A 22,483-nucleotide genomic window follows, 5' to 3' on the forward strand; every position below is an offset into this window, starting at 1 on the left:
AATTTCAATCACGACAAATGCTTGGTAAAGCTTGCTCTTCAACTGAGAATACATGAGTATCTAGAGTCATATTTTATTAAATAGATTGCATCGATGATTGTGAGTTTGAAAGAGATATTTGCCGCTCTCAGGCAGTATAAGCTGATTTGGTTTTTTGCATGGGGTGATGTCCTTGCGCGTTACAAACGCAGTGCGTTGGGGCCATGGTGGATTACTATCAGTACAGCACTGGGTGTGCTGTGCCTAGGCATTATTTGGGGGGCATTGCTCAAGAGTGATGGAGCCAATATTTTTCCTATTCTTGCGATCGGATTGGTGCTTTGGCAATTCATCTCTGGCTGCCTAGTTGAAGCGTCTTCCGTATTTACACGTCAGGGCAATGTGATTCGCAATATGCCCGTCCCCTTTGCTATTTTTCCTTTTCAGCTGGTGGCAAAAAGGCTGATTGATATGGCCCATAACAGCCTGGTCGTTGTTGTTGTGCTGGTATTCTTCTCTAGTGGACTATCTTGGGTCGCTTTATTGGCAATCCCAGGGCTAATTCTGGCTGTTGCCAATATGATTTGGATTGTAATGCTGATTGGCCTTGTTGGTGCGCGCTATCGTGATGTTGAACCATTAATTAATGCATTTTTACCGATGTTATTTTTCATTACGCCAGTCATGTATCGAACGAGTCATTTGGGGCATCTTGAGTTTGTCGCAATGCTAAACCCATTAAGCCATTTCATTAATTTGGTGCGAGAACCATTGCTGAATGTAGTGCCAACGGCTCAAGCTTATATTGTTGCGCTACTCGTATTAATGTTTGGATTTTTGATTACACTTTGGGTTTATAAAATCAGTCGTCAAAATTTAGCTTTTTGGATGTAAAAATGGCTTTGTTAAAGTTTGAAAATGTCACAGTCCAATACCCGATTTATGATAGTGGTGCAATGTCACTACGTAATCAAGTCGCCCGCCTTGGTACCGGAGGCCGCTTGGCAAAAGATTCGGGAAGCTCGGTTACTGTAACTGCACTGGATAATGTAAGCTTTGAATTAAAAAGCGGCGATTCAGTGGGATTGATTGGACATAATGGGGCGGGAAAAAGCACCTTGTTACGAACAATGGCGGGCATTTATCAGCCAACATCAGGAAAAATAACAAGGCAAGGGCGAGTCAGTACTGTATTTGACATTGGTGCCGGCATGGAGCTGGATTTGTCTGGCCGAATGAATGTATATCGAGTCGGCATGCTGATGGGAATGCATAAAGAAGAAATCGATGAATTAATGCCCGATATCGAGCAATTTACCGAGTTAGGTGATTATCTTAACCTTCCTGTGCGGACGTACTCGTCAGGCATGACGATGAGGTTAATGTTTGCATTATCGACTTCGATCAAGCCAGAAATACTGTTGATTGATGAAATGTTTGGAGTGGGGGATGAGTCATTTCAAAATAAGGCAAAAAAAAGAATGGAGAGGTTGATTTCAAATTCAAAAATATTTGTGTTTGCTTCGCATGATCATGTAATGGTTAATAATTTGTGCAGTCAAATTTTTGAAGTGGCGTCCGGCCGCCTAAATTAGTGCTGTTTATCCCTGTGCATTTATTAATAGTGGATTTTTTATGATATATATTGATTGCTCGGAGGTTGTCCGTAATCCACATTTGCATACTGGGATTCAACGGGTAGTTAGAAATGTTGCAAGTAGATTAAGTCTTGACTCCGGTTGCCAGGCTGTCGCATTTATGGGGTTTGGTTTTGTTGCAATTAATGGATTGCCATCATCATCTAGTATTTTGGCTGTGGAGAGTGAGGCACGACGTAACCGCTTAGCTACAATCAAGTCCATCAAAAAGCAATTGGCAAAGATAAAGATACTGAAGTATTTTTTTCGAACTTTTATTGTTCCTATTGTTGAACGATGGCGTAGAGTCGCTAGAGAAATTTCCTACATAGTCGGCAGAATCTCAGGTAAATATGATTTTGTTGCCATAAAAGATGGAGATGTTTTTGTATCATTGGATACAAATTGGTATGCGGATTCATTTAAGGCCGTTCGAAAGCTTAAGAAGAAAGGTGTGGTAGTCATTACGGTCGTTTATGATCTAATTCCTATTAATTACCCTCAGTATTGTGATGAGTATCTTTGTGTTGTCTTTGAGGAGTGGTTAGGCAGTGCAGCAACTATTTCAAATTCATTCTTGACTATCTCTTTGGATGCAAAGAAATCACTGGAAGATTATTTAAGTTCTCAAGGCTTCTCGTGTCAAATGCCTTCCGATTATTTTTATTTGGGAGCTGATCTGGCTGGGGCAGTGGAGCTTAATAATTTAGTTCCTCGGCATGATATTGTTGAATTGTGCAAGAAAAAGGTAATTCTGACTGTTGGCACAATTGAGCCACGTAAACGCCATGATTTGATTGTTGATGGTTTCCGGTCATCGATGTTGTCTGAAGACGGATATATCCTTGTTTGTATCGGACGGAATGGTTGGAAAGTTGAAAATTTCTTGGCAGATATAAAGTTGGCAGAGGACTATCAGAAGTCTATTTATATTTTGCATGACATTACAGATGCCGAGTTGGATATTTTTTATCGCAACTGTGAATTACTTGTTTTTGCCTCCGATGTCGAAGGTTTTGGCTTGCCCTTGGTTGAGGCCCGAATGAAAGGTAAGCGCGTTTTGGCTTCTGATATACCGGTATTTCGGGAAATAGCAGATCATGGAGTGTCTTTCTTTGAAGCTGGCAATGCCTTGAGTTTGGCAAAGGAATTACCAAAAGTGCTATCCATACAAGAAGACCCTGGAGTTATGGATTGGCTAACGTGGGATGAGGCTAGTTTGCAATTTTTGTCAAAGGTAAAAAAAATGGCTAGTCTTATTGATCAAAAGGATTGTTGATGAAAGTTGCATTGATTACTGGAGTTACTGGGCAGGACGGCGCATATTTAGCGCAAAACTTACTTGAAAGGGGGTACCTTGTTTATGGTGCCTATCGCCGCACAAGCACGGTTAATTTTTGGCGCCTAGAATTCTTGGGAATAGATAAGAATCCACAGCTGCATTTAATTGAATACGACTTGACAGATTTGGGTTCTGCAATTCGGTTAATTGAATTTTGTAAACCAAATGAGGTATATAACCTAGCCGCCCAGAGCTTTGTCGGTGTTTCTTTCGATCAGCCTGTTACTACTGCCGAAATTACAGGGATTGGCCCAGTTCATTTATTGGAGGCGATCCGAATTCTGGATCGGAATATCCGTTTTTATCAAGCATCGACGTCAGAAATGTTCGGAAAGGTACAGGCGGTTCCTCAGAATGAAAATACGCCATTTTATCCAAGAAGCCCGTACGGAGTTGCAAAGTTATATGCGCACTGGATGACCGTGAATTATCGCGAAAGCTATGGGATTTTTGCTACAAGCGGGATTTTATTTAATCATGAATCTCCACTGCGTGGCCGCGAGTTTGTGACTAGAAAAATTACAGATAGTGTTGCAAAAATCAAGCTAGGACTATTGGATTGCATTGAGCTTGGTAATTTGGATGTTAAACGTGACTGGGGTTATGCTAAAGAATATGTAGAGGGAATGAGACGAATGTTGCAAGCTTCTGAGCCGGATAGCTTTGTGTTGGCAACCAATAGAACAGAAACAGTTCGTGATTTTGTAATTATGGCATTTAAGGCTGCAGGGTTTGATATTTTGTTTCGTGGAGAAAATGAAAATGAGATAGGTTATGATGGCTCAAATGGTAAAGTACTGCTTCGAATTAATCCTAAATTTTATCGACCTGCCGAAGTTGAACTACTGATGGGTGATCCATCTAAAGCTAGGTCTGCACTCGATTGGAAGGCAGAGACTAGTCTTGAGCAGTTGTGTAAACTAATGCTGGATTCAGATCTTAAACGAAATTCTTTGGGCGCTTCCTTTTAAAATGCCCAATAATAAAGTACTAGTAACTGGGGCTCAAGGTTTTACAGGACAATATGTTTGTGATGCACTACGTATCGCTGGCTATGATGTGATTGGATTGGGACAGTCATCAGCTTCCAACCTAGGATATTTTGCAGATCTTTGTGATTTGGTGTCGTTGCGTAAAGTTATTTCGGCAATAAAGCCAAACTATGTGATTCATCTAGCTGCGATTGCTTTTGTAGGGCATGCGGATTTTAATAATTTTTATCGAACCAATTTGTTTGGTACTTTGAATTTGTTAGAAGCTATTTATTTAGAATGTCCTCAGGTTAGTAATATTATTGTTGCTAGTAGTGCCAATGTATACGGCAATCCTGTTATTTCTCCAGTTTCCGAGTTAGTGTGTCCTGCTCCGCTCAATCACTATGCGATGAGTAAACTTGCTATGGAACATATGAGTAGAACATGGTTTGAGCGTTTGCCGATAATAATAGTTCGCCCATTTAATTATACAGGCCATAGGCAAAGTATAGATTTTTTAATTCCAAAAATTGTTTCACATTTTCATGCTAGGGCAGAAAAAATTAGCCTAGGCAATCTAGATGTTACTCGTGAGTTTAATGATGTGAGAATGATTGCACGGGCATACGTTGATATTTTGCAGGTAGATTCTGGCATAACGATCAATTTATGCTCAGGTATTGGTTATGAGTTAAATAATGTACTGCAATTGGCATCAGAGTTGTCAAGGCATCACATTATTGTGGATACGAGTCCTGCACTTGTCAGACAGAATGAATTAAAATCTCTGGTTGGTGATCCAAGTGTTATGCAGCAATTATTACCCAATTTGCCGACTTATTCGCTTTACGAGACGCTCGAGTGGATGTTTGAGGGCGCTGAAAAATGAATATTGCACTGGGTGCTACTCGCTTGAATCTGGCATTAAATTCTGAGTGTGGTCATGATGGTATTGCAGTCTATACCCAAGGGTTAATGTCCACATTACCCCTTTCAATTATTACGCCAGCTATTTTTGCTAGTGATCCAAATGAATATTTAGCTGGGAACGTGCATGCCTTAGGTGGTTTTGCATCATTTTCTGTCAGAAGTTTCTTGCGTGGATCTTTATTTAACCCATTTTGCAGTGATAATCAGCCAGATCTTTTTCATGCTACTGATCATTTTATCCCTCGATTGCCGAAAACTCCTGTGCTTGCAAATATACATGACGCTGTAAGTTTAATGCGACCCGATTGGGTTTCCGGGGGGTGGGAGCGGCCAGCGAAAAACCTAATTGTAAAGCGTATGCTAAATTGGGCTGATCATTATCTTGCAGACTCAAGTGCCGTGGTTTCAGATCTTGCTAGTTATGTTGGTATTGATGAAAATAAAATTTCGGTGGTTCCTTTGGGGGTTGACTCGAAATACTACCAACAAATACCGCTTGAAAAGCGTGCTGATTTCTTCACGAATTTAGGACTACCTCGTTCATTTTTTCTTTTCGTTGGGACATTGCAACCACGTAAAAATATAGGACGGATTCTGGCGGCACATGCTTGCCTTGATTCTGCTCTTAGGCGTGAAATGCCTCTAGTTTTTGTTGGGAAGATAGGTTGGAAATTCGAAAAAGAATTGATTGAACTTCGGCGAGCTATTGATAAGCGCCAAGCTTATTGGTTTCAAAATGTTGATGACATGGGTAAGCAAATCTTATTGCAATCAGCGCTAGCCTTGGTCTTTCCATCGCTCTACGAAGGATTTGGCTTGCCGATCCTAGAAGCATTTGCCAGTGGGCTTCCGGTAATCACAAGTAATGTCAGTGCAATGCCCGAGGTGGCTGGTGATGCTGCATTACTTGTGAATCCACTTGATGTAGAAGACATTGCCTTTGCGATGCAGCGCATCGCAGAGTCGCCAACCCTCGCTTTTGAATTGAGTGAAAAGGGGCGGGTAAGGTCGCGTGAATTTACTTGGCAAAAAACGGCAGAACAAACCATGGCGGTGTACCGGGAGATGATGTGAAAGCCAAAATCAAGGTTTTACATCTTTGCAAAACGTATTATCCAGATACCTTTGGTGGTGTCGAGCAGGTAGTGCGTACTTTATGCCAATATTCGGACCTCCACCATATTGAGGCTGCGATTTGCACGGTTTCACCCAGTGCTCAATCCATCAGTTTGGCTGTTGAGGAGGGGTGTCAGGTTTGGCGATTCCCTGAAACTTTGTCGCTGGCCTCATCTCCATTTAGTGCCTCCCTTTTTATGCAATTTCATGCGCTGGCAAAAAAGTATGATGTCATTCACTGCCATTTTCCGTGGCCATTTGCTGATTTATTGGTGCTGTTACGGCCGATGGGGTGTCGTCTATTGATTACTTATCATAGTGATGTGGTTCGTCAAAAATATTTGGGGCGTATATATTCTCCGTTGCAGCAACGATTTCTGAGTCAAGCCCGTGCCGTCGTTGCGACTAGTGATAATTATGTTGCCAGTAGTCCAGTACTGCAGCGATTTGTAAAGAAGGTGCAGACCATCCCCTTGGGGATGGATTTTCCCGGTTGGGCGCTTGGCCCTAGGCGCGAGGTGGTACATCTGCCAAGTGCGACACCCTATTTTGTGTTTATAGGTGGTTTTCGGTATTACAAAGGCTTGAAGTATTTATTAGAAGCCATGTCGCAGGTGAACGCGCATCTGGTTCTGATTGGGGACGGGGCTGATCGCAACTCGTACGAAATATTAGCTGATCACTATGCGCCAGGCCGTGTGCATTTTTTGGGGGCGGTAGATGATAGGGCCAAATTTGCAGTACTGGCCGATGCATATGCTTTTGTATTTCCTTCTCATGTGCGATCCGAGGCCTATGGCTTGGGTCTGGTAGAGGCTGCGATGATGGGTAAAGCAATGATTAGTTGCGAAATGGGGACAGGTACTAGTTTTGTGAATGTGAATGGACTGACTGGCTTGACCGTCCCACCTGCCAATGTCGATGCTTTGGCAAAAGCTATGAGGCAAATGCTGGCACAGCCCGAATTGGTTGAGCAGATGGGGGAAAATGCACTGCACCGTTATACCACTGAGCTTACTGCTGCAAAAATGGCGGGTGCTTATGCCGATTTGTATACCCGCTTATTGCAGACCGAATAATCCACTATGCAGGCCTTATTACTTTCTTTTTTTGTTTCTTTCCTGATTTCATTGCTGATTGTGCGCTTTGAGCGCTGGCATGTTGCGTATTCAGGAGACAATCGCTTGCAGGGGGCTCAGAAATTCCATAGCAAGGTAGTTCCGCGAGTAGGCGGTTTGGCTATTTTTCTGGGTATCTTATCAGCCTCTGCCTTGGTTTTTCTAAAGGGGCAGCCTGAAGGCTTTTCTTTATTGCATATGCTGGCTCTGGTGGGGATTGTTTTTCTGGTTGGCTTATTGGAAGATTTGACCAAAAGTTTGGGAATTCTGACTCGCCTTACGGGGATGCTTGCAGCGGCATTATTTGCCTGCCTGACAATGGGAGCCATCGTTACTCAGATTGGCTGGCCTTGGTTTGATATGTTGCTCGGCATACCCATCGTTGCGATAGTTTTTACGGTGCTGGGTTTGGTTGGGGTGACAAATTCAATCAATATTATTGATGGCTATCATGGCCTAGCGGCGGTGGTTTCAATCCTGATATTGAGCGCATTAGCCTACGTGGGGTATACGGTTGGAGATCGCCTGATATGGAGTTTTGCCATCATTACTGTCGGGGGTATTGCGGGATTTCTGATTTGGAACTACCCACGTGGTCTTATCTTTCTGGGAGATGGTGGTGCTTACCTATTGGGTTTCGGCATTGCGTTAACGTCGGTTTTATTGGTTGCCCGTAATCCTCAGGTGTCGGCTTGGTTTCCAATGTTGTTGGTGATTTATCCAGTCATTGAGACTTTATTTTCTATATACAGAAAGTGGATTTATCGTGGTAGATCGCCCTTGCTACCAGATGGAATACATTTGCATATGCTGCTGTACAAAAGGGTCGTTCGATGGGCCGCAGGTGCTGGTGCTGCTAATGATAGGAGAAATGCGAATACGTCACCGTATTTGTGGCTGCTAACATCACTTGCTGTTTTTCCAGCTGTAGCGTTTTGGTATTTACCCTTGATGTTGCAGTTTTCAACGGGTCTCTATGTGGTGTTATATCTCTATTTATATCAATCACTAATCCGATTTAAAACGCCTCGCTGGCTACGTCATCATTGATACATTTCAATGATGCTTGAAGCTTTGCGAGAATCTATCCTGCTTTTTGCTGCGGTTGATTTATTAAATTCAGAAATGGTCCATGTCGCAAGTTGCGGATAGGAATGTATTGAAAATGCCATTAGAGCTCTGGATTGTTCTGGATGGCCTTCTTGATGTGAGATCACCGCCTCGCAAAGTAAAGACTGGGGCGTTGGTCTGTAATTATTTATTTTCTTGCAGAGATTCCGCGCATTGTTGATTTGAACCGTTGGTGATCTCCAGTGCGATAGCAGCATGTTGTGAACATGATAGTCAACGAGAAAATTATCTCTATAGTGTTCTAATTGTGGAATATGCGCCCTATTTTCTTTCCATATCCAGCCAGGTGCAGATACAGGAAGAAGTGTTATCATTAAATAAACAGAATATATGACCAGCCCAGAGCCAATTATTCCTGATGCCGGATAGAAAATATTCGGAATGGAAATATTACTCGTTGATTTGATCGGACCGAAGAGGGTTATTAAGATTATAAAGATGGCCAAATATTGGAAATTCCATAACGGATATTCAACCATGGATTGTATGCAAAGTACGGCTAGAAGAGCCATGGCAGCTAGTGCATCAGTTTGCTTTTCGTACCAAATATGCCAAATTAGGTATAAAAATCCAAGTAGTATCGGAATGGCGAAAAGGCCATATTCGACAAATAATTGCAAAATTGCATTGTGAGTATTTGTCCTTAAAAAGGTCGGCCAATCATTGAGGTGTGAATACTCTTTGCCCTGGATTATATTTTGCTGTTCAAGTGCAAATCCGTCCCATCCAATGCCTAGTATTGGGTGTTTGATGATCGATTGTACACTCATTTTTAATTCATAAAGGCGAACGTTGTTGGCTGCGTGATCCATATTTGTAACAACCCGGGCAATCGCACTGTTTCTTTCTGTATTCGTCTTTATCTCATTTGTGTTTGCTTGGGGCATTATCAGTAGCAATGGGAATAGCATCACAGATAAATTGATTGCCCATATGATTAATAGTTTATTGCATAGGCGTTGAATATCAACTTCGGCTTTGAATGGTTTCGATAGTAGGCAGAATGGTAGCAGGGCGAGTAGGTATAAAAAGCTGGCACGAGATCCGCCTAATGCAGCCCCTATTGCAAGGAGGGTTGTGAGAGGAAGAGCATAATGATCTTTTATTTTTTTTTTATTCCAAAGATATGCAAGCGCAATGCTTCCTAGTGTAAGGTATTGGACATATAAATTGCGCTGGTTAATAAAGCCATAAATAGGAAGATTGTTGTCGTCAAAGTAGGAGATAAACCACTGCAAGATTCCAAATAAAGCATTTGCACTTGCACCCAGCAGTAGACCTTTGCATAAGTAGTCAAATAATTGGGTTTTGTTGTTGTAATTGGTAATTGCGAGGCTAAAAATGGCAAGTGAAATAACGCCTATTAATGCGGGTAGCCAGCTAGAGCTAAAGGGGCGATAATGTATGAATGGGGTGATGGCAATGAGGCTGGCTAAATACACTAGGCCATAAAATACCCATGGTATTGGCGATGAGTAGGTTTTATCGGTTTTGTATAAGATAAGACCCAGTGAAATTAAAGCAAAGCTGCTTAATATTTGGGTCAAATCTGGTAGCGCCTGAAAATTTGCAGAGGCACAAAATGGAAGTGAAACGATTAAACTGATAATAAAGGGGAAATATTTTTTATTATTGGGTGTCAATTTTTATCAGATCCAAAAAGGCTTGTTCTAATGTGGTTGTGGAGCGGACTTCATGAATTTCATGCCCAGCCTTTTCGAGTGCTTCTAAAGTGGCCCATAAGACTGAACGTTTTATTTCACCTTGCCAGCGCAACAAGCCTTGATGCTGCATGCCTGCGACTTCATTTTTCCCATAGCTTGTAATCAATACCGTGGCTTCATCGCCCAGTAATTCAGCAGGGCTGCGCACAGTACGCAATTTACCCTTATGAATAAGGCCATATCGGTCCGCTAGGCGTTCAACATCGTATAACACGTGGGATGAGAAAAATATAGATCCACCTTGGCTTCGATATTCAGCCAAGATGTCTAAAACCAATTTTCGACCTAGTGGATCTAGGCCTGACAGTGGCTCATCCAGAATAAGTAATTTTGGTTGAATCGCCATTGCGTGGGCTAAGGCGGTGCGTTGTGTCATCCCTTTTGAAAAGCTGCGAAGCGGTTTGTTCGCAACATTGGCAATATCATAACGTTCAAGCCATTTCAGACAATGAGTACGCAAATTGTCTGTTTTTACATTATGAAAATGGCAGCCAGACTCTAGAATATCTAGAGGAGTCAGATAATCGTTGAGAAGCGCACTTTCAGGTACATAAGCAATACCAGTGCGTGAATCGGCATCACGAACGTCTTTACCATAAAGTTGCGCACTGCCACTGCTCGCCTGTAATAGCCCCATTATGATTTTGATGGTTGTGCTTTTCCCTGCGCCATTGGGCCCTACAAAACCGAATACTTCACCCTGTTGGATTTCTAAATTCAGAGCACTTAGAGCTACGGATTCCTTTCCCCAGAGGCTGCGATAGGATTTACTTAGATTGGATAGTTCAATAGCTGGCGTTGTCATGGTTTTTTGTTTACCGCGTTGCCCAAGATGGGTGTGCCTTGTTGATCAATCTCATAGCCTAGTCCGGTTGGATCTAGAGGGATTGATTCTAACAAGCCAGAGTTTACAAAATCGCTTAATTCTTTTGCGGGTTTTTTCTTGAGCTTAATAAACTGTGTGGCGGCGATTTTTAAAGTGGCGAGCCCTTCTAGCCTAGAGATCCGCTGTTCAAGGTATTTTCGTAATGCGGGATCTCGGGATTGTTTGTGCATTGCTCGGACAATATTGATGGCCTCCTGGGTGTCTGGCGCTTTTTCATACCAGCGTGCCGCTATTGCGAATAGTGCCTGCTGATTCCCCCCGTTTGTTCTTTTGGCCGCCTCTTCTATGTAGCGAGCGCCACCGATGGTGTCGTGTAAAAAATAGCGCAGATTGAAGCCATAATAGAATGGAGGGTAAAGATCAAATTGGCGGTGATCCATGGCCCGTTTCAATACTTGCTGCGCTGCAGGAACGGCATTTTGCCAACTGAGTGTTGCGGCAGCTAGATAGTAATTGTCTTCATGTGCTGGATTGAATGTGGCTGCTTCTGTTTGTAATTTGGCTTGTGTGTTTACAGTGATTTGATCGGGTTGATAGCTCACCATTATGGCGCGAAAGACGTTAATGTTCGCTGCAAGATAACGATCCCCTGCTGAAGTCAGTAACTGCACCTCGACTGGCATTGCAATCGTTAGATTATCATCCTGTGTTTTGACGCTGCGATGTTGATTAAGATGGACACTGCCGATTGAATGCAGTAATAAGCCAATCGCCAGCAGAGTAATTATGCAGATTAATTCTTTACTGCTTGAGGTGAAAATTCTTCTTGCCATTTTAATTAAGGGCTCTGCGGCGGAAAATCTGCATTGCCAGTGCGGTAAATATTAAAGTATAGCCAGAAGCCATGATTAATGCGGCTTTGGGTTCAAGCCCTGCCCAATTGCTATATAAAACGGCTTGTCGCCAATCTAAAGCACTTAAATCAGGTAGTAGCCAGCGCAAAAAATTGGCAATGGGAATAAATGTGGTTGTGTATTCGGGATCTACTGAGTCGCTAAATTGTAAAAAATTAAGTGTCGCGGCGAGTCCTCTGCCTGCCAATGAAAACATTAATCCAAGGCCGATTGCTAGAAATGGGGTGGTACTAATGCAAGCCATGCAAACGGTAAATGCCAGGATGACGATAGATTCGAGCCAAAGACCCATAATGGTTATCGGGAATGCGCTTAAGTTAGGCTGAACCAGCCCGATGTAGCCCCAGTTGGCATACTTGGCAATAAGCGCCAATGGCATCGCAAATAAAATAGCGGCGAACAAAAGTAATAGTGCAATGCCCACTAATTTACCAGCTAAAAATATGCTGCGCGCGCAAGGATAGGAGAGCGACCAATGTACGGTTTTTCGATCCAGGTCTTTTTGCAGTAATTCTTGCGTCCACGCCAAGGCAAGGAACATCAGTCCTATACGAACGCCGGAATATCCCACATCTAGACTTACAATCACAGGCTGTCTACCGGAAAATGAGCCGGCAAGATAGGCTACGCCCAATAGCAGCCCTTCAATAAATAAAATGAGCCAAATTGCGCGATTGCGCACCCCGGATAGAATTGTGAGCTTGGTAAATAAATATAGGTTTTTCACGGAAACGTTATAAATGTTATGATGCCTTTGAGATTTTACACACAAAAAATGGTCACACAGTGACCATTTTTTCATTATTTTAGCTTTACTCTAAACTAAATAATATTATGAGCAACCGGCAACCGTTGCTGCTTTAGCTACGCAACCTGTGCTTGGGCAGGCACTTGATACATTTGGTGATGCGCCGTTGGTGTTGCCGCCGAAGTAGTTTTTACCTTTCTTTGATGATGCACAAACACCGACTTGTACTGCGTCTTCCATTGCTGCTAAGTGGGTGTTGGCAGAGCATGTTGGTGTAAAGCCGGCTTGCAGGTAGCCTGTGGCGCTTGTCGTTACTGCTGTGCCGTTGCCTGCACCTGTTGCAGCGCAGAGAGCCGTTGATGAGGTTAGTGTTGCAGCTGATGCAAAGTTTACCGACCCGGCAGCCAAAAGTGCCGCAATAATAAAACGTGCTTTCATGTCAATATCTCCTGATGGCCGATTATTGGTTAGAGTTTGCAGATGCAGAAGTCAAGAAGTTGCGTGCGTCTGACTGAGCAGCTTTGTCTTCACCTTTTTTGGTGTATTCCGCAAATTGCGGAATCGCAATAGCAGCCAAAATGCCGATAATCGCAACCACGATCATCAACTCAATCAGTGTAAAGCCTTGTTGCAGTTTTTTCATGATCTAAATCCTTATTGAAAGGGGTGGGGAATCCACTGTTTTTTATATTAAGCACAAAGTGTGCCAACTAATTTGAAGCACCATTTACAGTTGCAGCAGTTAAGAAATTTCTAGCATCACTGAGCGCAGTCTTATCTTCTGCTTTTGTTGTGAACTCTGCATATTGCGGAATTGCAATGCTGGCAAGAATGCCGATGATGGCAACAACAATCATTAGCTCGATCAATGTAAAGCCTTTCATGTTGTTCTCCTTCAGGCGAATTGGCTTGGGTGCTGCTGTATGTGCTTAGCATAGTGTGTGCCAAGTTACATCTATAGCTTAGTACCCATGGCCTGACTGCCAAAGAAATGATGAACAAGGGCTGATTAGCGGTTAGTTCGCGCTTTTATGTCATTGGTGTGCCAAAAAATGGCACATTTATCAGTAAGTACTAATTTATTGATGCGATTGAACGCGCGGGATAGGTTTAGCGTTGAGGTGAGATGATGATTTGCCGCTGATTGGCTGAGCCGCGCCATGGCTGAGTGGTGGGTTGATCTTGCTCGTATTTGCCGTCGATGACGACGTCGATGTAGTTCATGATTTCCAGATTTTGTACGTCTTCATACAAATATCCCGTCCACAGCCAGATGTTTTTTTCTGGGTAGCGCTGCTTGAAAACCCTACATAGATTAAGGATTTCAGCGCGGTTGGCGGGGTGGAGGGGGTCGCCACCGGAGAGGCTGAGGCCATCGTGAGTGGCGCAGACGGCGAGGAGTTCTTCCATGATCTCTGCGGTGAAGGGCTGGCCGGATTTTCTATCCCAGGTGGATTGGTTGTAGCAGCCTGCGCAGGCGTGTTGGCACCCAGTGACAAAAAGCGTCACTCGGATGCCGGGGCCGTTGACTAAATCGCAGGTGTAATAGCGGTCGTAATTCATCTGATTTAGCAGGTTTCTAGGGTATTGCTCTCAAGTTCTTTATTTGTATTGAATGTAGAGTCATACCCTTTGCTATGTGAGGTCTGCGCAAAATGCTTCACACGGCGCATGACTTCTTTCTGTTTGCCCGCATTAAAGGGTCTGGCATTCGGGCTGCCGAGATAGCCACACACTCGGCGGGTGACTGACAGTGTCGCGCTGTCGTCATTGCCGCACTCGGGGCAGATGAATCCGTCTGCAGTCGCGAGCGTTTCACCCATAAAGCCGCATTCCCCACACGCGTCTACCGGCGTATTACTGCCGAAATACGGCACTTTAGTGACGGCATAGTCCCAAATGCGCTCTAGCGCGAGCAGGTTGTGCTTCATATTGGGTAATTCGACGTAGGTAATGTGGCCGCCAGTGGCGAGTTCGGCGTAGCCAGTTTCAAAATCGATTTTTTCAAATGGATTCACTTTGTGCAGAACATCCAAATGGAATGAATTGGTGTAATAGCCTTTGTCCGTCACTTCGTCGATGGTGCCGAAGCGTTCCTGATCGAGTTTGCAGAAACGGTGGCACAGCGATTCGCTGGGCGTTGAATACAGTGAGAAGCCAAATCCAGTGTCGCGCTTCCATTGTTTGGTCGCTTCGCTCATGGTCTGGATCACGCCATGCAAAAATTCGCGCGCTGTGGGGCTATGCGCGGGGTGATGGCCAAACAACAACACGCCGACTTCGTGCAGGCCGATATAGCCGAGCGAAATTGACGAGCGACCATCTTTGAATAAATCCATGATGCCGTCGGTCGGCTTTAATTTTCGGCCAAAAGCGCCTTCGGTATACAAAATCGGCGCGACATTGGCTTTGACGCCTTGCAGGCGTTGAATGCGCAGATACAGTGCTCTGAAGCAGGTTTGCAGGCGCTCTTGCAGCAGAGCGTTGAATTTCTCCAAATCACCTTTCGCTTCGATCGCGATCCGCGGCAAATTCAGGCTGACCACCCCCAGATTATTGCGCCCATCGAGCACTTCACGGCCATTTTCATCGTGCCACGCAGGCAGGAAGCTGCGGCAGCCCATCGGCGATACCGGAACGCTCGAGCCCGTAATCTGGCGATTGAGCTTGGCCGAAATAATATCGGGGTACATGCGTTTGGATGTGCATTCAAGCGCTAGTTGTTTGATGTCGTAATTGGGGTCGCTTGGTTTGAGGTTAATGCCTTCGTCGAGGAAGAACACCAATTTCGGGAACACCGGCGTCGTGCCTTCCTTGCCCAAGCCGCGAATGCGCACGCGCAAAATTGATTGCTGGATAATGCGTTCAGCCCACGATGTGCCCATGCCGAATGAGAAGGTCACAAAGGGTTGCTGCCCATTTGAGCTAAACAACGTGTTGATTTCGTATTCACACGCTTGTATGCCGTCGTAGGCTTCTTTTTCGGTGCGCTCTTTGGCGTAACGCTCAGGATCGGCGATTTGATATTCATACGCGACTGCGAGATTTTTCTCGTAGCTTTTCAACACATACGGTGCGAGCGTTTGGTCGATATTGGGAATCGTCGTGCCGCCATACTGATGGCTGGCCACTTGCGCGATGATTTGTGCGGTGACGGCGCACGCAACGCCGACCGATTTGGGGCTTTCGATTTTGGCGTTGCCGAGGCGAAAGCCATTGTGCAACATGCCTTGTAAATCGACGAGGCAGCAATTGGTGAACGGCAGGAAGGGCGAATAATCCAGATCGTGAAAATGGATATCGCCACTATTGTGCGCTTCCAGAATATCTTTGGGCAGAAAGGTGCTGGCGAACTGCTTGGAGACAATCCCAGCCATCAAATCGCGCATCACGGGGAAAACGTTGGCGTCTTTGTTGGCGTTTTCGGTCGTGGCTTCGCGGTCGGTTTTATTAACCAGCCCCATCAATTTGGCATGCAGCTCGGAGCCTTGCGCGCGGATGCGATCGCGCTCAAAACGATACTGTATATATATACGTGCAACTTCGGGGTATTCCTGCATCAACGCGTCTTCGACCAATTGCTGGATAGTCGGGATATCCAGTGGCGATGGCGATGATTTGAATAAATCGGCTTCCGCCAGTTTGCGGCATTCGTCCTCAACGTAGGTCGTGATCTGCTCGGCCAGCAATTCCGGCTCCGGATATTTGGCGGCAGTGGCGGCGCGGCGGCAGGCTTCAAAGATTTTGGCGCTGTCGTAGGCGGCTTTGGCGCCATCTCGCTTGATCACTTTCAACATGCTGGACGATTCCTTGGTTCGGCGATTTAAAAAAGTGGGCGAGCAAGCAGCACTCGCCCCAAATGGCTCATTAATGAGGTATTGCCTTCAAAGCGATGAATCTAAATTTCTACAGTCATATACCTTGCAATGTATATGGCCAAGCCAATTCAAAGTCTGGTGCGGGACTGATCATTTGCCCGTTGCTGGATGCCAATGCGCATCCACCCTGTGCCCCGTAGCTCAATGCGTATTTTAATCAGCTTGCGCGCAATGCAATACACAATATATGGTGATTATTTTCTAAAAATGACACTAAATATGCTGTTTTTGATGGGCGTCAAATTCTGACGGCTGGCGGGAAAAGCTGACGGACTCATCGTGACGACAGTACCTGAGGTGTGATTTCAAGGTTGCACTCTGGCAACTGTAAACCAAACGTCAGTAGGCGCTATGCTATGCTGGTAGCTCATAATTTACGCACTCAATTGACCCATGATGAAGTCTAGGAAACTGGCTGTTTTGCTGTTTGCGTTGATGACTCCTTTGACGCAAGCGATTGATTTGCCGTCCTTTGTCGAAAAAAACAGCGGGCGCTCTTTCACATTTGATCCGGTCAGAATTCAGAAAAAGGCCGATGGCGTGTTGGCGTTGATGTCTTATTCGGTCATTCTGGATTTGGCGAGTAGCAGTTTGTCAATTCAAGGCTCGGGCGGCGAAAAGCAAAATCTGGCCATGAGTCAACTGGGCGGCGGGGCAACGATGAGCGTGGAAACGCCCTTGTATCTGGAAGGTGCAATTGCCTACAGTCGCTACGACCCGACCTTTGTGGCGACATCGGGCTCGGAAACGCGCAGTGTGCCGCTCAAATGGACAACCGTAACAGCGACGGGTGGGATAGGTTGGGATTTTCCGGTGGTGGAAAATCTGGTTTTCCGACCGATTGTGAATTTTTCGCTCGGCGCGGTAGCTAGCGACTTAAAGCTCGCGAATTGGTGGCTCAATTATAAAACCGGTAATGAATATAAATTTATCGATGGCGGCTCGATGAATGCCCTCGGGCTGGGTGGCGCCTTGATGCTTGATTACGAGCTGGTCTTGCCCGAGCATGAAATTGACGTTGAGCTGCGGTATTCGGCGATTCATTTACAAGGCTTTGCCAATGGCAACAGCCTCAATAGTAATGCCGACTCGCAAACGGCAAATATCTGGGCGCGTTGGCGGGCGCCTACGGGCTTGGTTCTGATGTCGCGCCCTTTGCGCTATGTGCTGGAGTTTTCGCATTCGCGCTATTTTGGCGATCAGGCCGGTATCTTGGGTTTTGATAATTTGTCGACGCTGGGCGCAGGCTTTGAATTTGATTCGAGCAATTACAGTAATCTGATTTCCCGTACGCGGATTTTAATGCGCTATATGTTCGGTCAAGATGTCTCGGGGATCGGTGCAAGTATTGCGGTGAGCTTCTAAAATGTAGGGTATACGTCTAAAGATGAAATAGATAATGATCTTTGGACGTATACCCTATATATATTACAGCATATAACGCGCTAGATCTTCATTGCCCGCCAAGCTGCCTAGTTTTTCGCTGACAAATGGCGCATCCACCGTCACCGTGCCCCGTTTGGCATCAAATGACACATCTTCCAGCAATCTTTCCATGATCGTGTACAAGCGACGCGCGCCGATGTTCTCCGTGCTTTCGTTCACTTTCCACGCCATTTGCGCCATTTGCGCGATGCCGTCGTTGGTGAAATTAACCTCGATCTCTTCGGTGGCCAGTAGCGCCTGATATTGCTTGGCCAAGCACGCATCGGTGCCGGTCAAGATCGTGGCAAAGTCTTCGACGGTCAGCGAATTGAGCTCGACGCGAATCGGGAAGCGCCCTTGCAGCTCAGGGATCAAATCCGACGGTTTGGCCAAGTGGAACGCGCCACTGGCGATAAACAAAATATGGTCGGTTTTGACCATGCCGTATTTGGTGCTGACGGTCGTGCCTTCAACCAGCGGGAGCAAATCGCGCTGAACCCCTTGGCGTGATACTTCGCCGCCACTGCCTTCAGCTCGGGTGGCTACCTTATCGATTTCGTCGATAAAGACAATGCCGTTTTGCTCAACGATTTTGAGCGCTTCGGCTTTGGCGTCGTCTTCATTGACGAGTTTAGCGGCTTCTTCGTCGATCAATGCTTTGAGCGCATCGGGCACTTTCATCTTTTGGGCTTTCTTTTTCTCGCCCATCGCACCTTTGAACATGCTTTGAATCTGGCTGGAAAAGTCTTCCATGCCGGGCGGTGCAAAGACTTCCATGCTCGGCGTCGGCGCCGCAACTTCGATGTCGATTTCTTTGTCGTCGAATTTACCTTCCCGCAGCATTTTGCGGAATTTCTGCCGCGTCTCAGACATCGGGTCTTCGTGGTTGACGCTGCCGTAATTGTTATTGGTCGATGGTGGCGGCAACAAAATATCGAGGATGCGGTTTTCGGCGGCATCTTCGGCCTTGACGCGATTTTTGGCGATGGCCGAGTCGCGTACTTGTTTGATCGCGATTTCCATCAAATCCCGAATAATGCTGTCAACGTCTTTGCCGACATAGCCGACCTCGGTGAATTTGGTTGCTTCTACTTTGATAAACGGGGCATCAGCCAGCTTGGCCAGACGGCGGGCGATTTCAGTTTTACCCACGCCAGTGGGCCCTATCATCAGAATGTTTTTAGGCGTGATTTCATGGCGTAGCGGTTCGGCCACTTGCTGACGACGCCAGCGATTACGCAGCGCAATGGCGACGGCTTTTTTGGCTGCAGCCTGGCCAACAATGTGTTTATCGAGTTCATGAACAATTTCTTGCGGCGTCATTTGCGTCATCGTGCGTTTCCTTCAAGGCTAGTGCTGTCTACATCGGGGCTGAAGGGATAAATTTAAAGCCCACATACGGCGCTTGAGTGCTGCAGAGTGGGCTTGATTGACTATATTAGTAATATTCCCCAAATTTGTGCTGAGCCTGTTTGTGAACGTCAAACCGCTTACTCTGCTATTGATGGCCTGGCTTGGCTTGCTATTTGCAGCCATGCTGGCAGGCTCCTACTGGCTGATTGATCTGCAACACGCGGCAATGGCTAAGGCTGGCACGATGGCGCCTCACTTTGAGATGAATGCAGCCCATCTTTCTTCGGATTTGTTGGGTATATTTGTGCTGATCTTATTTTTCTTGCTTTTTAGCTCAATACCACTGTGGGTATTGCTCGCTGTGCAAAAAAAACAGCAACAGCAGGCCACGCGGCTACTTCCCGAATTGCCGCAGCTTGAGCCCGCCAAAATTGAGGCTTTAGGCTCGACCTTTGCGCCCGTCCTGCATGCCATGCAAGCACTGCAGCAGCAGCAAGCGCAGGAGATGGCGCAGCTGAGTGAACGCAATGAGATGTTTGCCAATGCGCTCGACGAATTAAATGACATGGGGCGACAACTGCGGCGTTCTGAATTGCGCTGGGCGTTGGCGCTAGAGGCAACGGGTGATGGCATTTGGGAATGGGATGCTGATGACAATAGCTGGTATTTCTCACAACGCTGTAAATCAATACTGGGCTACCTAGATCAGGAATTAGCCAGCTCTTTTGATGCATTTCGTCAGTTGATACACCCCGACGATGCCGAGCGTGTTGCGAATCACTTTGCCCAATATGTGCAGGTAAGGCCGAAAGGCAGTTATGACATCTTTGAGCTGGAATTTCGCATGCAGCATAAAGAAGGGCATTGGCTGCAAATATTGTCTCGCGCAGTGGCCAGCCGTGATCTGGAGGGGCACGTAGTTAGGATTGTCGGCACACACAGCGATATCACCGAGCAGCGCAAAACGATACAGGATTTGTCGAATGCGAAAGAAGCCGCTGAAAAGGCGGTTTCCCAATTGCGTAATGCGCAAATGCAAATGATTGAATCGGAAAAATTGGCGGCGCTTGGGGCGCTGGTGGCGGGGGTGGCTCATGAAGTCAATACGCCGCTGGGGATCGCCTTGACTGCGGCCTCAACACTGAATGGCGATACTGAAACCGTACTAGACTTGGTCCATGCGGGGAGTCTGAAAAAAAGCGAGTTACAACATTATCTAGAGATCGCGCATGATGCAACTGGGCTGATTTTACGTCATTGCGATAATGCCGCTCGCCTGATCCGTAGCTTCAAAAACATCTCGGTGGATCAAACTGCCGAAGTGATTCGGGAGTTTGATTTGGGCTTATACCTGCAAGAAATTTTGCAATCGTTGCGACCTAGTTTGCGCCAAACGACCCACACCATTACCTTGGATTGCCCCGAGGGCTTGATGGTGCATACCTACCCTAGTGCATTTACTCAAATATTCAACAACTTAGTCAATAACGCTATTTTGCATGCCTTTGTTGCTGGCCAACATGGCGTGATGCAAATCAAGGTGCAGATATTGAGTGATGTGCTGGTTGAAATGCGTTTTATGGATAACGGGATCGGGATCGCTGAATCTGTTAGAGCAAAAGTATTTGAGCCGTTCTACACTACAAAGCGGGGGCAAGGAGGTAGCGGTTTGGGAATGAGCATTGTGCATAATTTGGTGGTGGCTCAATTGAAAGGCGTGATCAGTATTGAAGAAACGCCAGGTGGCGGCGCCAGTTTTGTGATTGTTTTCCCCCGTGCCTTATAGGGAGAAATAGGGAATGAATATGCTCGACGACGACAACTGGTTAGAAGACGATACGCATGATGAATTGGCGGCGAAGGTCGTGCCTTGGAATGTTTTGGTGGTCGATGATGAGCCTGATATTCATCATGTCACCAAATTAGCGCTGTCCAATATCGATTTTCTGCGTCGGCCACTGAATATTTTGTCGTGCTACTCAGGCAAAGAGGCCATCGAATTATTATCGGTGCGTGATGATATCGCGCTGGTATTGCTGGATGTGGTGATGGAAACGGAAGACGCCGGCCTGATTGTGGCGCGTGAGATTCGTGAAACGCTGAATAATCATCACATCCGAATAATTCTCCGCACGGGGCAGCCTGGCGTTGCGCCAGAGCGCCATGTCATCGAAAACTACGATATCAATGATTACAAAGCCAAAACCGAGCTAACTCGCGATAAGCTCTATACCTCCGTGCTCGGCACGTTGCGCTCGTATAACGACATTATGCTGATCGAGCATCAGCGTCGGCAGCTCGATGCCAATCGTCGCGGCCTGATCAAAGTGGTCGATGCGTCGACCAGTATTTTCCGTTTGCAATCGATACAGCAGTTTGCCCAAGGGGTTTTGGAGCAATTGCAATCGCTGCTGTTTTTTGAGCAGGACGCATTGTATCTGGTTGTTAATGGGGGTATGGCTGCTTTAACCCATAATAATGAAGTTATGGTGATGTATGCTACCGGGGGGTATCAGCAGTATTGTGGTCGCTCCCTCGGCCAGACTGAGCTAACACGCTTACAGCCTTCTATTGATGAAGCCATCTCAAAACAACAAAGTGTATTTGCGAGCGATCATTTTGTTGGCTTTTTCCTCTCGCCCCATGGCCCAATTAATTTGCTGATTATTGATGGCCCTGTTGAGCTGTCGCATCCCGATGCCAATTTGGTCGATTTGTTCTGTAAAAATGTGTCGATTGCGTATGAAAACCTGATGCTCAATAAGGAGATCGAGGATACGCAGCGCAGTATTATTTATCAGCTTTCTGAGGTGATTGAAAATCGCTCTAAAGATACAGGTAAACACATCCATCGCATGGCTGAGTTTTCCTATGTCTTGGCGCTTGAGTTGGGTTTAAGTGAAGAAGAGGCACAAATTATTCGTGCGGCCAGCCCGCTGCACGATATTGGCAAGGTCGGCATTCCTGATTTGGTACTCAATAAACCGGGACCACTAGATATTGCCGAGCGAGCCGTGATGGATACGCATGCGACACTCGGCTATGAGATGTTGCGCGAGTCCAAGCCCCGTATTCTGAAAATGGCGTCCATCATTGCGCATGAGCACCATGAGAAATGGGATGGCTCGGGTTATCCGCGCAAACTCAAAGGGTCGGAAATTCATATCGCAGGGCGGATTATCGCACTCGCCGATGTCTACGATGCGCTCACCCATGCGCGCTGCTACAAAGATCCGTGGCCGCGTGATCGCGTCCTTGCGACCATTCAAGAAGGCTCGGGAAATCACTTTGACCCAGCGGTGGTCGATGCATTTTTCAAATGTCTACCTAAGATCGAAGAGATAAGACAGACATTAACCGATCATGGCGCGTAGATTCAGCGGTTTTA

At 46.0% G+C, this 22,483-nt stretch carries 21 protein-coding genes; 11 read left to right on the plus strand and 10 right to left on the minus strand.

Annotated elements, in window-relative coordinates; genetic code table 11:
- The first annotated feature begins 93 nt into the window (after positions 1-93).
- The 8 genes from HQ393_RS16160 to HQ393_RS16195 are packed head-to-tail and all read left to right on the plus strand — an operon-like array spanning position 94 to position 8,146.
- Positions 94-873: an ABC transporter permease gene (locus tag HQ393_RS16160; protein WP_179356585.1), complete on the plus strand. Its 780-nt coding sequence runs from the start codon at positions 94-96 to the stop codon at positions 871-873.
- Positions 874-875: 2 nt separating this feature from the next.
- Positions 876-1,574 carry an ABC transporter ATP-binding protein gene (locus tag HQ393_RS16165; protein WP_179356587.1) on the plus strand — a complete coding sequence of 233 codons (699 nt, stop codon included), beginning with the start codon at positions 876-878 and terminating at the stop codon, positions 1,572-1,574.
- 40 nt (positions 1,575-1,614) lie between these two features.
- The gene (locus HQ393_RS16170) at positions 1,615-2,895 is read left to right on the plus strand and encodes a glycosyltransferase (protein WP_179356589.1); all 1,281 of its coding nucleotides are present in this window, start codon (positions 1,615-1,617) and stop codon (positions 2,893-2,895) included.
- Positions 2,895-3,929 (plus strand): GDP-mannose 4,6-dehydratase, encoded by a 1,035-nt coding sequence (gene gmd / locus HQ393_RS16175; protein ID WP_179356591.1) that lies wholly within the window; start codon positions 2,895-2,897, stop codon positions 3,927-3,929. Before HQ393_RS16170 ends, gmd begins: the two co-directional genes overlap by 1 nt.
- A 1-nt stretch (position 3,930) precedes the next feature.
- Entirely contained in the window at positions 3,931-4,821 is an 891-nt protein-coding gene (locus HQ393_RS16180; protein ID WP_179356593.1) for a GDP-mannose 4,6-dehydratase, read from the plus strand.
- The gene (locus HQ393_RS16185) at positions 4,818-5,936 is read left to right on the plus strand and encodes a glycosyltransferase family 4 protein (RefSeq protein ID WP_179356595.1); all 1,119 of its coding nucleotides are present in this window, start codon (positions 4,818-4,820) and stop codon (positions 5,934-5,936) included. Before HQ393_RS16180 ends, HQ393_RS16185 begins: the two co-directional genes overlap by 4 nt.
- Positions 5,933-7,057 carry a glycosyltransferase gene (locus HQ393_RS16190; protein ID WP_179356597.1) on the plus strand — a complete coding sequence of 375 codons (1,125 nt, stop codon included), beginning with the start codon at positions 5,933-5,935 and terminating at the stop codon, positions 7,055-7,057. The genes HQ393_RS16185 and HQ393_RS16190 overlap by 4 nt, the downstream gene beginning before the upstream one ends.
- A 6-nt stretch (positions 7,058-7,063) precedes the next feature.
- Positions 7,064-8,146, plus strand: coding sequence for a glycosyltransferase family 4 protein (locus HQ393_RS16195; protein WP_179356599.1), 1,083 nt, complete (start codon positions 7,064-7,066; stop codon positions 8,144-8,146).
- On the opposite strand, the gene HQ393_RS16200 is transcribed toward HQ393_RS16195, so the two are convergent.
- From HQ393_RS16200 to nrdD, 9 genes are all read right to left on the minus strand, one after another.
- On the minus strand, positions 8,140-9,870 hold the full coding sequence (locus tag HQ393_RS16200; RefSeq protein WP_179356601.1) for an O-antigen ligase family protein: 1,731 nt from the start codon (positions 9,868-9,870) through the stop codon (positions 8,140-8,142). The two genes, HQ393_RS16195 and HQ393_RS16200, sit on opposite strands and share 7 nt — an antisense overlap.
- Positions 9,857-10,756, minus strand: a complete 900-nt coding sequence (locus HQ393_RS16205) for an ABC transporter ATP-binding protein (RefSeq protein WP_179356603.1) — start codon at positions 10,754-10,756, stop codon at positions 9,857-9,859. Before HQ393_RS16205 ends, HQ393_RS16200 begins: the two co-directional genes overlap by 14 nt.
- Complete coding sequence (locus HQ393_RS16210; protein WP_179356604.1) at positions 10,753-11,610, minus strand: tetratricopeptide repeat protein; 858 nt, start codon at positions 11,608-11,610, stop codon at positions 10,753-10,755. The genes HQ393_RS16205 and HQ393_RS16210 overlap by 4 nt, the downstream gene beginning before the upstream one ends.
- 1 nt (position 11,611) lies before the next feature.
- Positions 11,612-12,493 (minus strand): ABC transporter permease subunit, encoded by an 882-nt coding sequence (locus HQ393_RS16215; protein WP_179356606.1) that lies wholly within the window; start codon positions 12,491-12,493, stop codon positions 11,612-11,614.
- A gap of 30 nt (positions 12,494-12,523) precedes the next feature.
- The gene (locus HQ393_RS16220; protein WP_179356608.1) at positions 12,524-12,877 is read right to left on the minus strand and encodes a hypothetical protein; all 354 of its coding nucleotides are present in this window, start codon (positions 12,875-12,877) and stop codon (positions 12,524-12,526) included.
- A gap of 22 nt (positions 12,878-12,899) precedes the next feature.
- A complete protein-coding gene (locus tag HQ393_RS18160; RefSeq protein WP_179356610.1) occupies positions 12,900-13,082 on the minus strand; it encodes a prepilin-type N-terminal cleavage/methylation domain-containing protein in 183 nt (60 codons plus the stop codon).
- A 67-nt stretch (positions 13,083-13,149) separates the two neighbouring features.
- Entirely contained in the window at positions 13,150-13,323 is a 174-nt protein-coding gene (locus tag HQ393_RS17975) for a pilin (RefSeq protein ID WP_179356612.1), read from the minus strand.
- A gap of 226 nt (positions 13,324-13,549) precedes the next feature.
- The gene (gene nrdG, locus HQ393_RS16235; RefSeq protein WP_179356614.1) at positions 13,550-14,002 is read right to left on the minus strand and encodes an anaerobic ribonucleoside-triphosphate reductase activating protein; all 453 of its coding nucleotides are present in this window, start codon (positions 14,000-14,002) and stop codon (positions 13,550-13,552) included.
- Between the two features lie 5 nt (positions 14,003-14,007).
- Entirely contained in the window at positions 14,008-16,236 is a 2,229-nt protein-coding gene (nrdD, locus tag HQ393_RS16240; protein ID WP_179356616.1) for an anaerobic ribonucleoside-triphosphate reductase, read from the minus strand.
- Between the two features lie 474 nt (positions 16,237-16,710).
- Between nrdD and HQ393_RS16245 the strand changes: the two genes are divergently transcribed.
- On the plus strand, positions 16,711-17,682 hold the full coding sequence (locus tag HQ393_RS16245) for an autotransporter domain-containing protein (protein ID WP_218871226.1): 972 nt from the start codon (positions 16,711-16,713) through the stop codon (positions 17,680-17,682).
- A 63-nt stretch (positions 17,683-17,745) separates the two neighbouring features.
- On the opposite strand, the gene hslU is transcribed toward HQ393_RS16245, so the two are convergent.
- On the minus strand, positions 17,746-19,074 hold the full coding sequence (gene hslU / locus HQ393_RS16250) for an ATP-dependent protease ATPase subunit HslU (protein ID WP_179356618.1): 1,329 nt from the start codon (positions 19,072-19,074) through the stop codon (positions 17,746-17,748).
- 97 nt (positions 19,075-19,171) lie between these two features.
- Here hslU and HQ393_RS16255 point away from each other — a divergent pair, with 97 nt between their 5' ends.
- On the plus strand, positions 19,172-20,881 hold the full coding sequence (locus tag HQ393_RS16255) for a PAS domain-containing sensor histidine kinase (RefSeq protein WP_179356620.1): 1,710 nt from the start codon (positions 19,172-19,174) through the stop codon (positions 20,879-20,881).
- Between the two features lie 13 nt (positions 20,882-20,894).
- Entirely contained in the window at positions 20,895-22,469 is a 1,575-nt protein-coding gene (locus HQ393_RS16260; protein WP_179356622.1) for a response regulator, read from the plus strand.
- Positions 22,470-22,483 lie beyond the last annotated feature (14 nt).

Origin of the sequence: Chitinibacter bivalviorum, from assembly GCF_013403565.1 — a bacterium.
Lineage (GTDB): Bacteria > Pseudomonadota > Gammaproteobacteria > Burkholderiales > Chitinibacteraceae > Chitinibacter > Chitinibacter bivalviorum.

What these genes read in the sequence shown, in the direction of transcription:
- HQ393_RS16160 (WP_179356585.1), top strand. Translation starts at nt 94, where the DNA reads ATGATTGTGAGTTTGAAAGAGATATTTGCCGCTCTCAGGCAGTATAAG.
- HQ393_RS16165 (WP_179356587.1), top strand. Translation starts at nt 876, where the DNA reads ATGGCTTTGTTAAAGTTTGAAAATGTCACAGTCCAATACCCGATTTAT.
- HQ393_RS16170 (WP_179356589.1), top strand. Translation starts at nt 1,615, where the DNA reads ATGATATATATTGATTGCTCGGAGGTTGTCCGTAATCCACATTTGCAT.
- gmd (WP_179356591.1), top strand. Translation starts at nt 2,895, where the DNA reads ATGAAAGTTGCATTGATTACTGGAGTTACTGGGCAGGACGGCGCATAT.
- HQ393_RS16180 (WP_179356593.1), top strand. Translation starts at nt 3,931, where the DNA reads ATGCCCAATAATAAAGTACTAGTAACTGGGGCTCAAGGTTTTACAGGA.
- HQ393_RS16185 (WP_179356595.1), top strand. Translation starts at nt 4,818, where the DNA reads ATGAATATTGCACTGGGTGCTACTCGCTTGAATCTGGCATTAAATTCT.
- HQ393_RS16195 (WP_179356599.1), top strand. Translation starts at nt 7,064, where the DNA reads ATGCAGGCCTTATTACTTTCTTTTTTTGTTTCTTTCCTGATTTCATTG.
- HQ393_RS16205 (WP_179356603.1), bottom strand. Translation starts at nt 10,756, where the DNA reads ATGACAACGCCAGCTATTGAACTATCCAATCTAAGTAAATCCTATCGC.
- HQ393_RS16210 (WP_179356604.1), bottom strand. Translation starts at nt 11,610, where the DNA reads ATGGCAAGAAGAATTTTCACCTCAAGCAGTAAAGAATTAATCTGCATA.
- HQ393_RS16215 (WP_179356606.1), bottom strand. Translation starts at nt 12,493, where the DNA reads ATGAAAAAATGGTCACTGTGTGACCATTTTTTGTGTGTAAAATCTCAA.
- HQ393_RS16220 (WP_179356608.1), bottom strand. Translation starts at nt 12,877, where the DNA reads ATGAAAGCACGTTTTATTATTGCGGCACTTTTGGCTGCCGGGTCGGTA.
- HQ393_RS18160 (WP_179356610.1), bottom strand. Translation starts at nt 13,082, where the DNA reads ATGAAAAAACTGCAACAAGGCTTTACACTGATTGAGTTGATGATCGTG.
- HQ393_RS17975 (WP_179356612.1), bottom strand. Translation starts at nt 13,323, where the DNA reads ATGAAAGGCTTTACATTGATCGAGCTAATGATTGTTGTTGCCATCATC.
- nrdG (WP_179356614.1), bottom strand. Translation starts at nt 14,002, where the DNA reads ATGAATTACGACCGCTATTACACCTGCGATTTAGTCAACGGCCCCGGC.
- nrdD (WP_179356616.1), bottom strand. Translation starts at nt 16,236, where the DNA reads ATGTTGAAAGTGATCAAGCGAGATGGCGCCAAAGCCGCCTACGACAGC.
- HQ393_RS16245 (WP_218871226.1), top strand. Translation starts at nt 16,711, where the DNA reads ATGATGAAGTCTAGGAAACTGGCTGTTTTGCTGTTTGCGTTGATGACT.
- hslU (WP_179356618.1), bottom strand. Translation starts at nt 19,074, where the DNA reads ATGACGCAAATGACGCCGCAAGAAATTGTTCATGAACTCGATAAACAC.
- HQ393_RS16260 (WP_179356622.1), top strand. Translation starts at nt 20,895, where the DNA reads ATGAATATGCTCGACGACGACAACTGGTTAGAAGACGATACGCATGAT.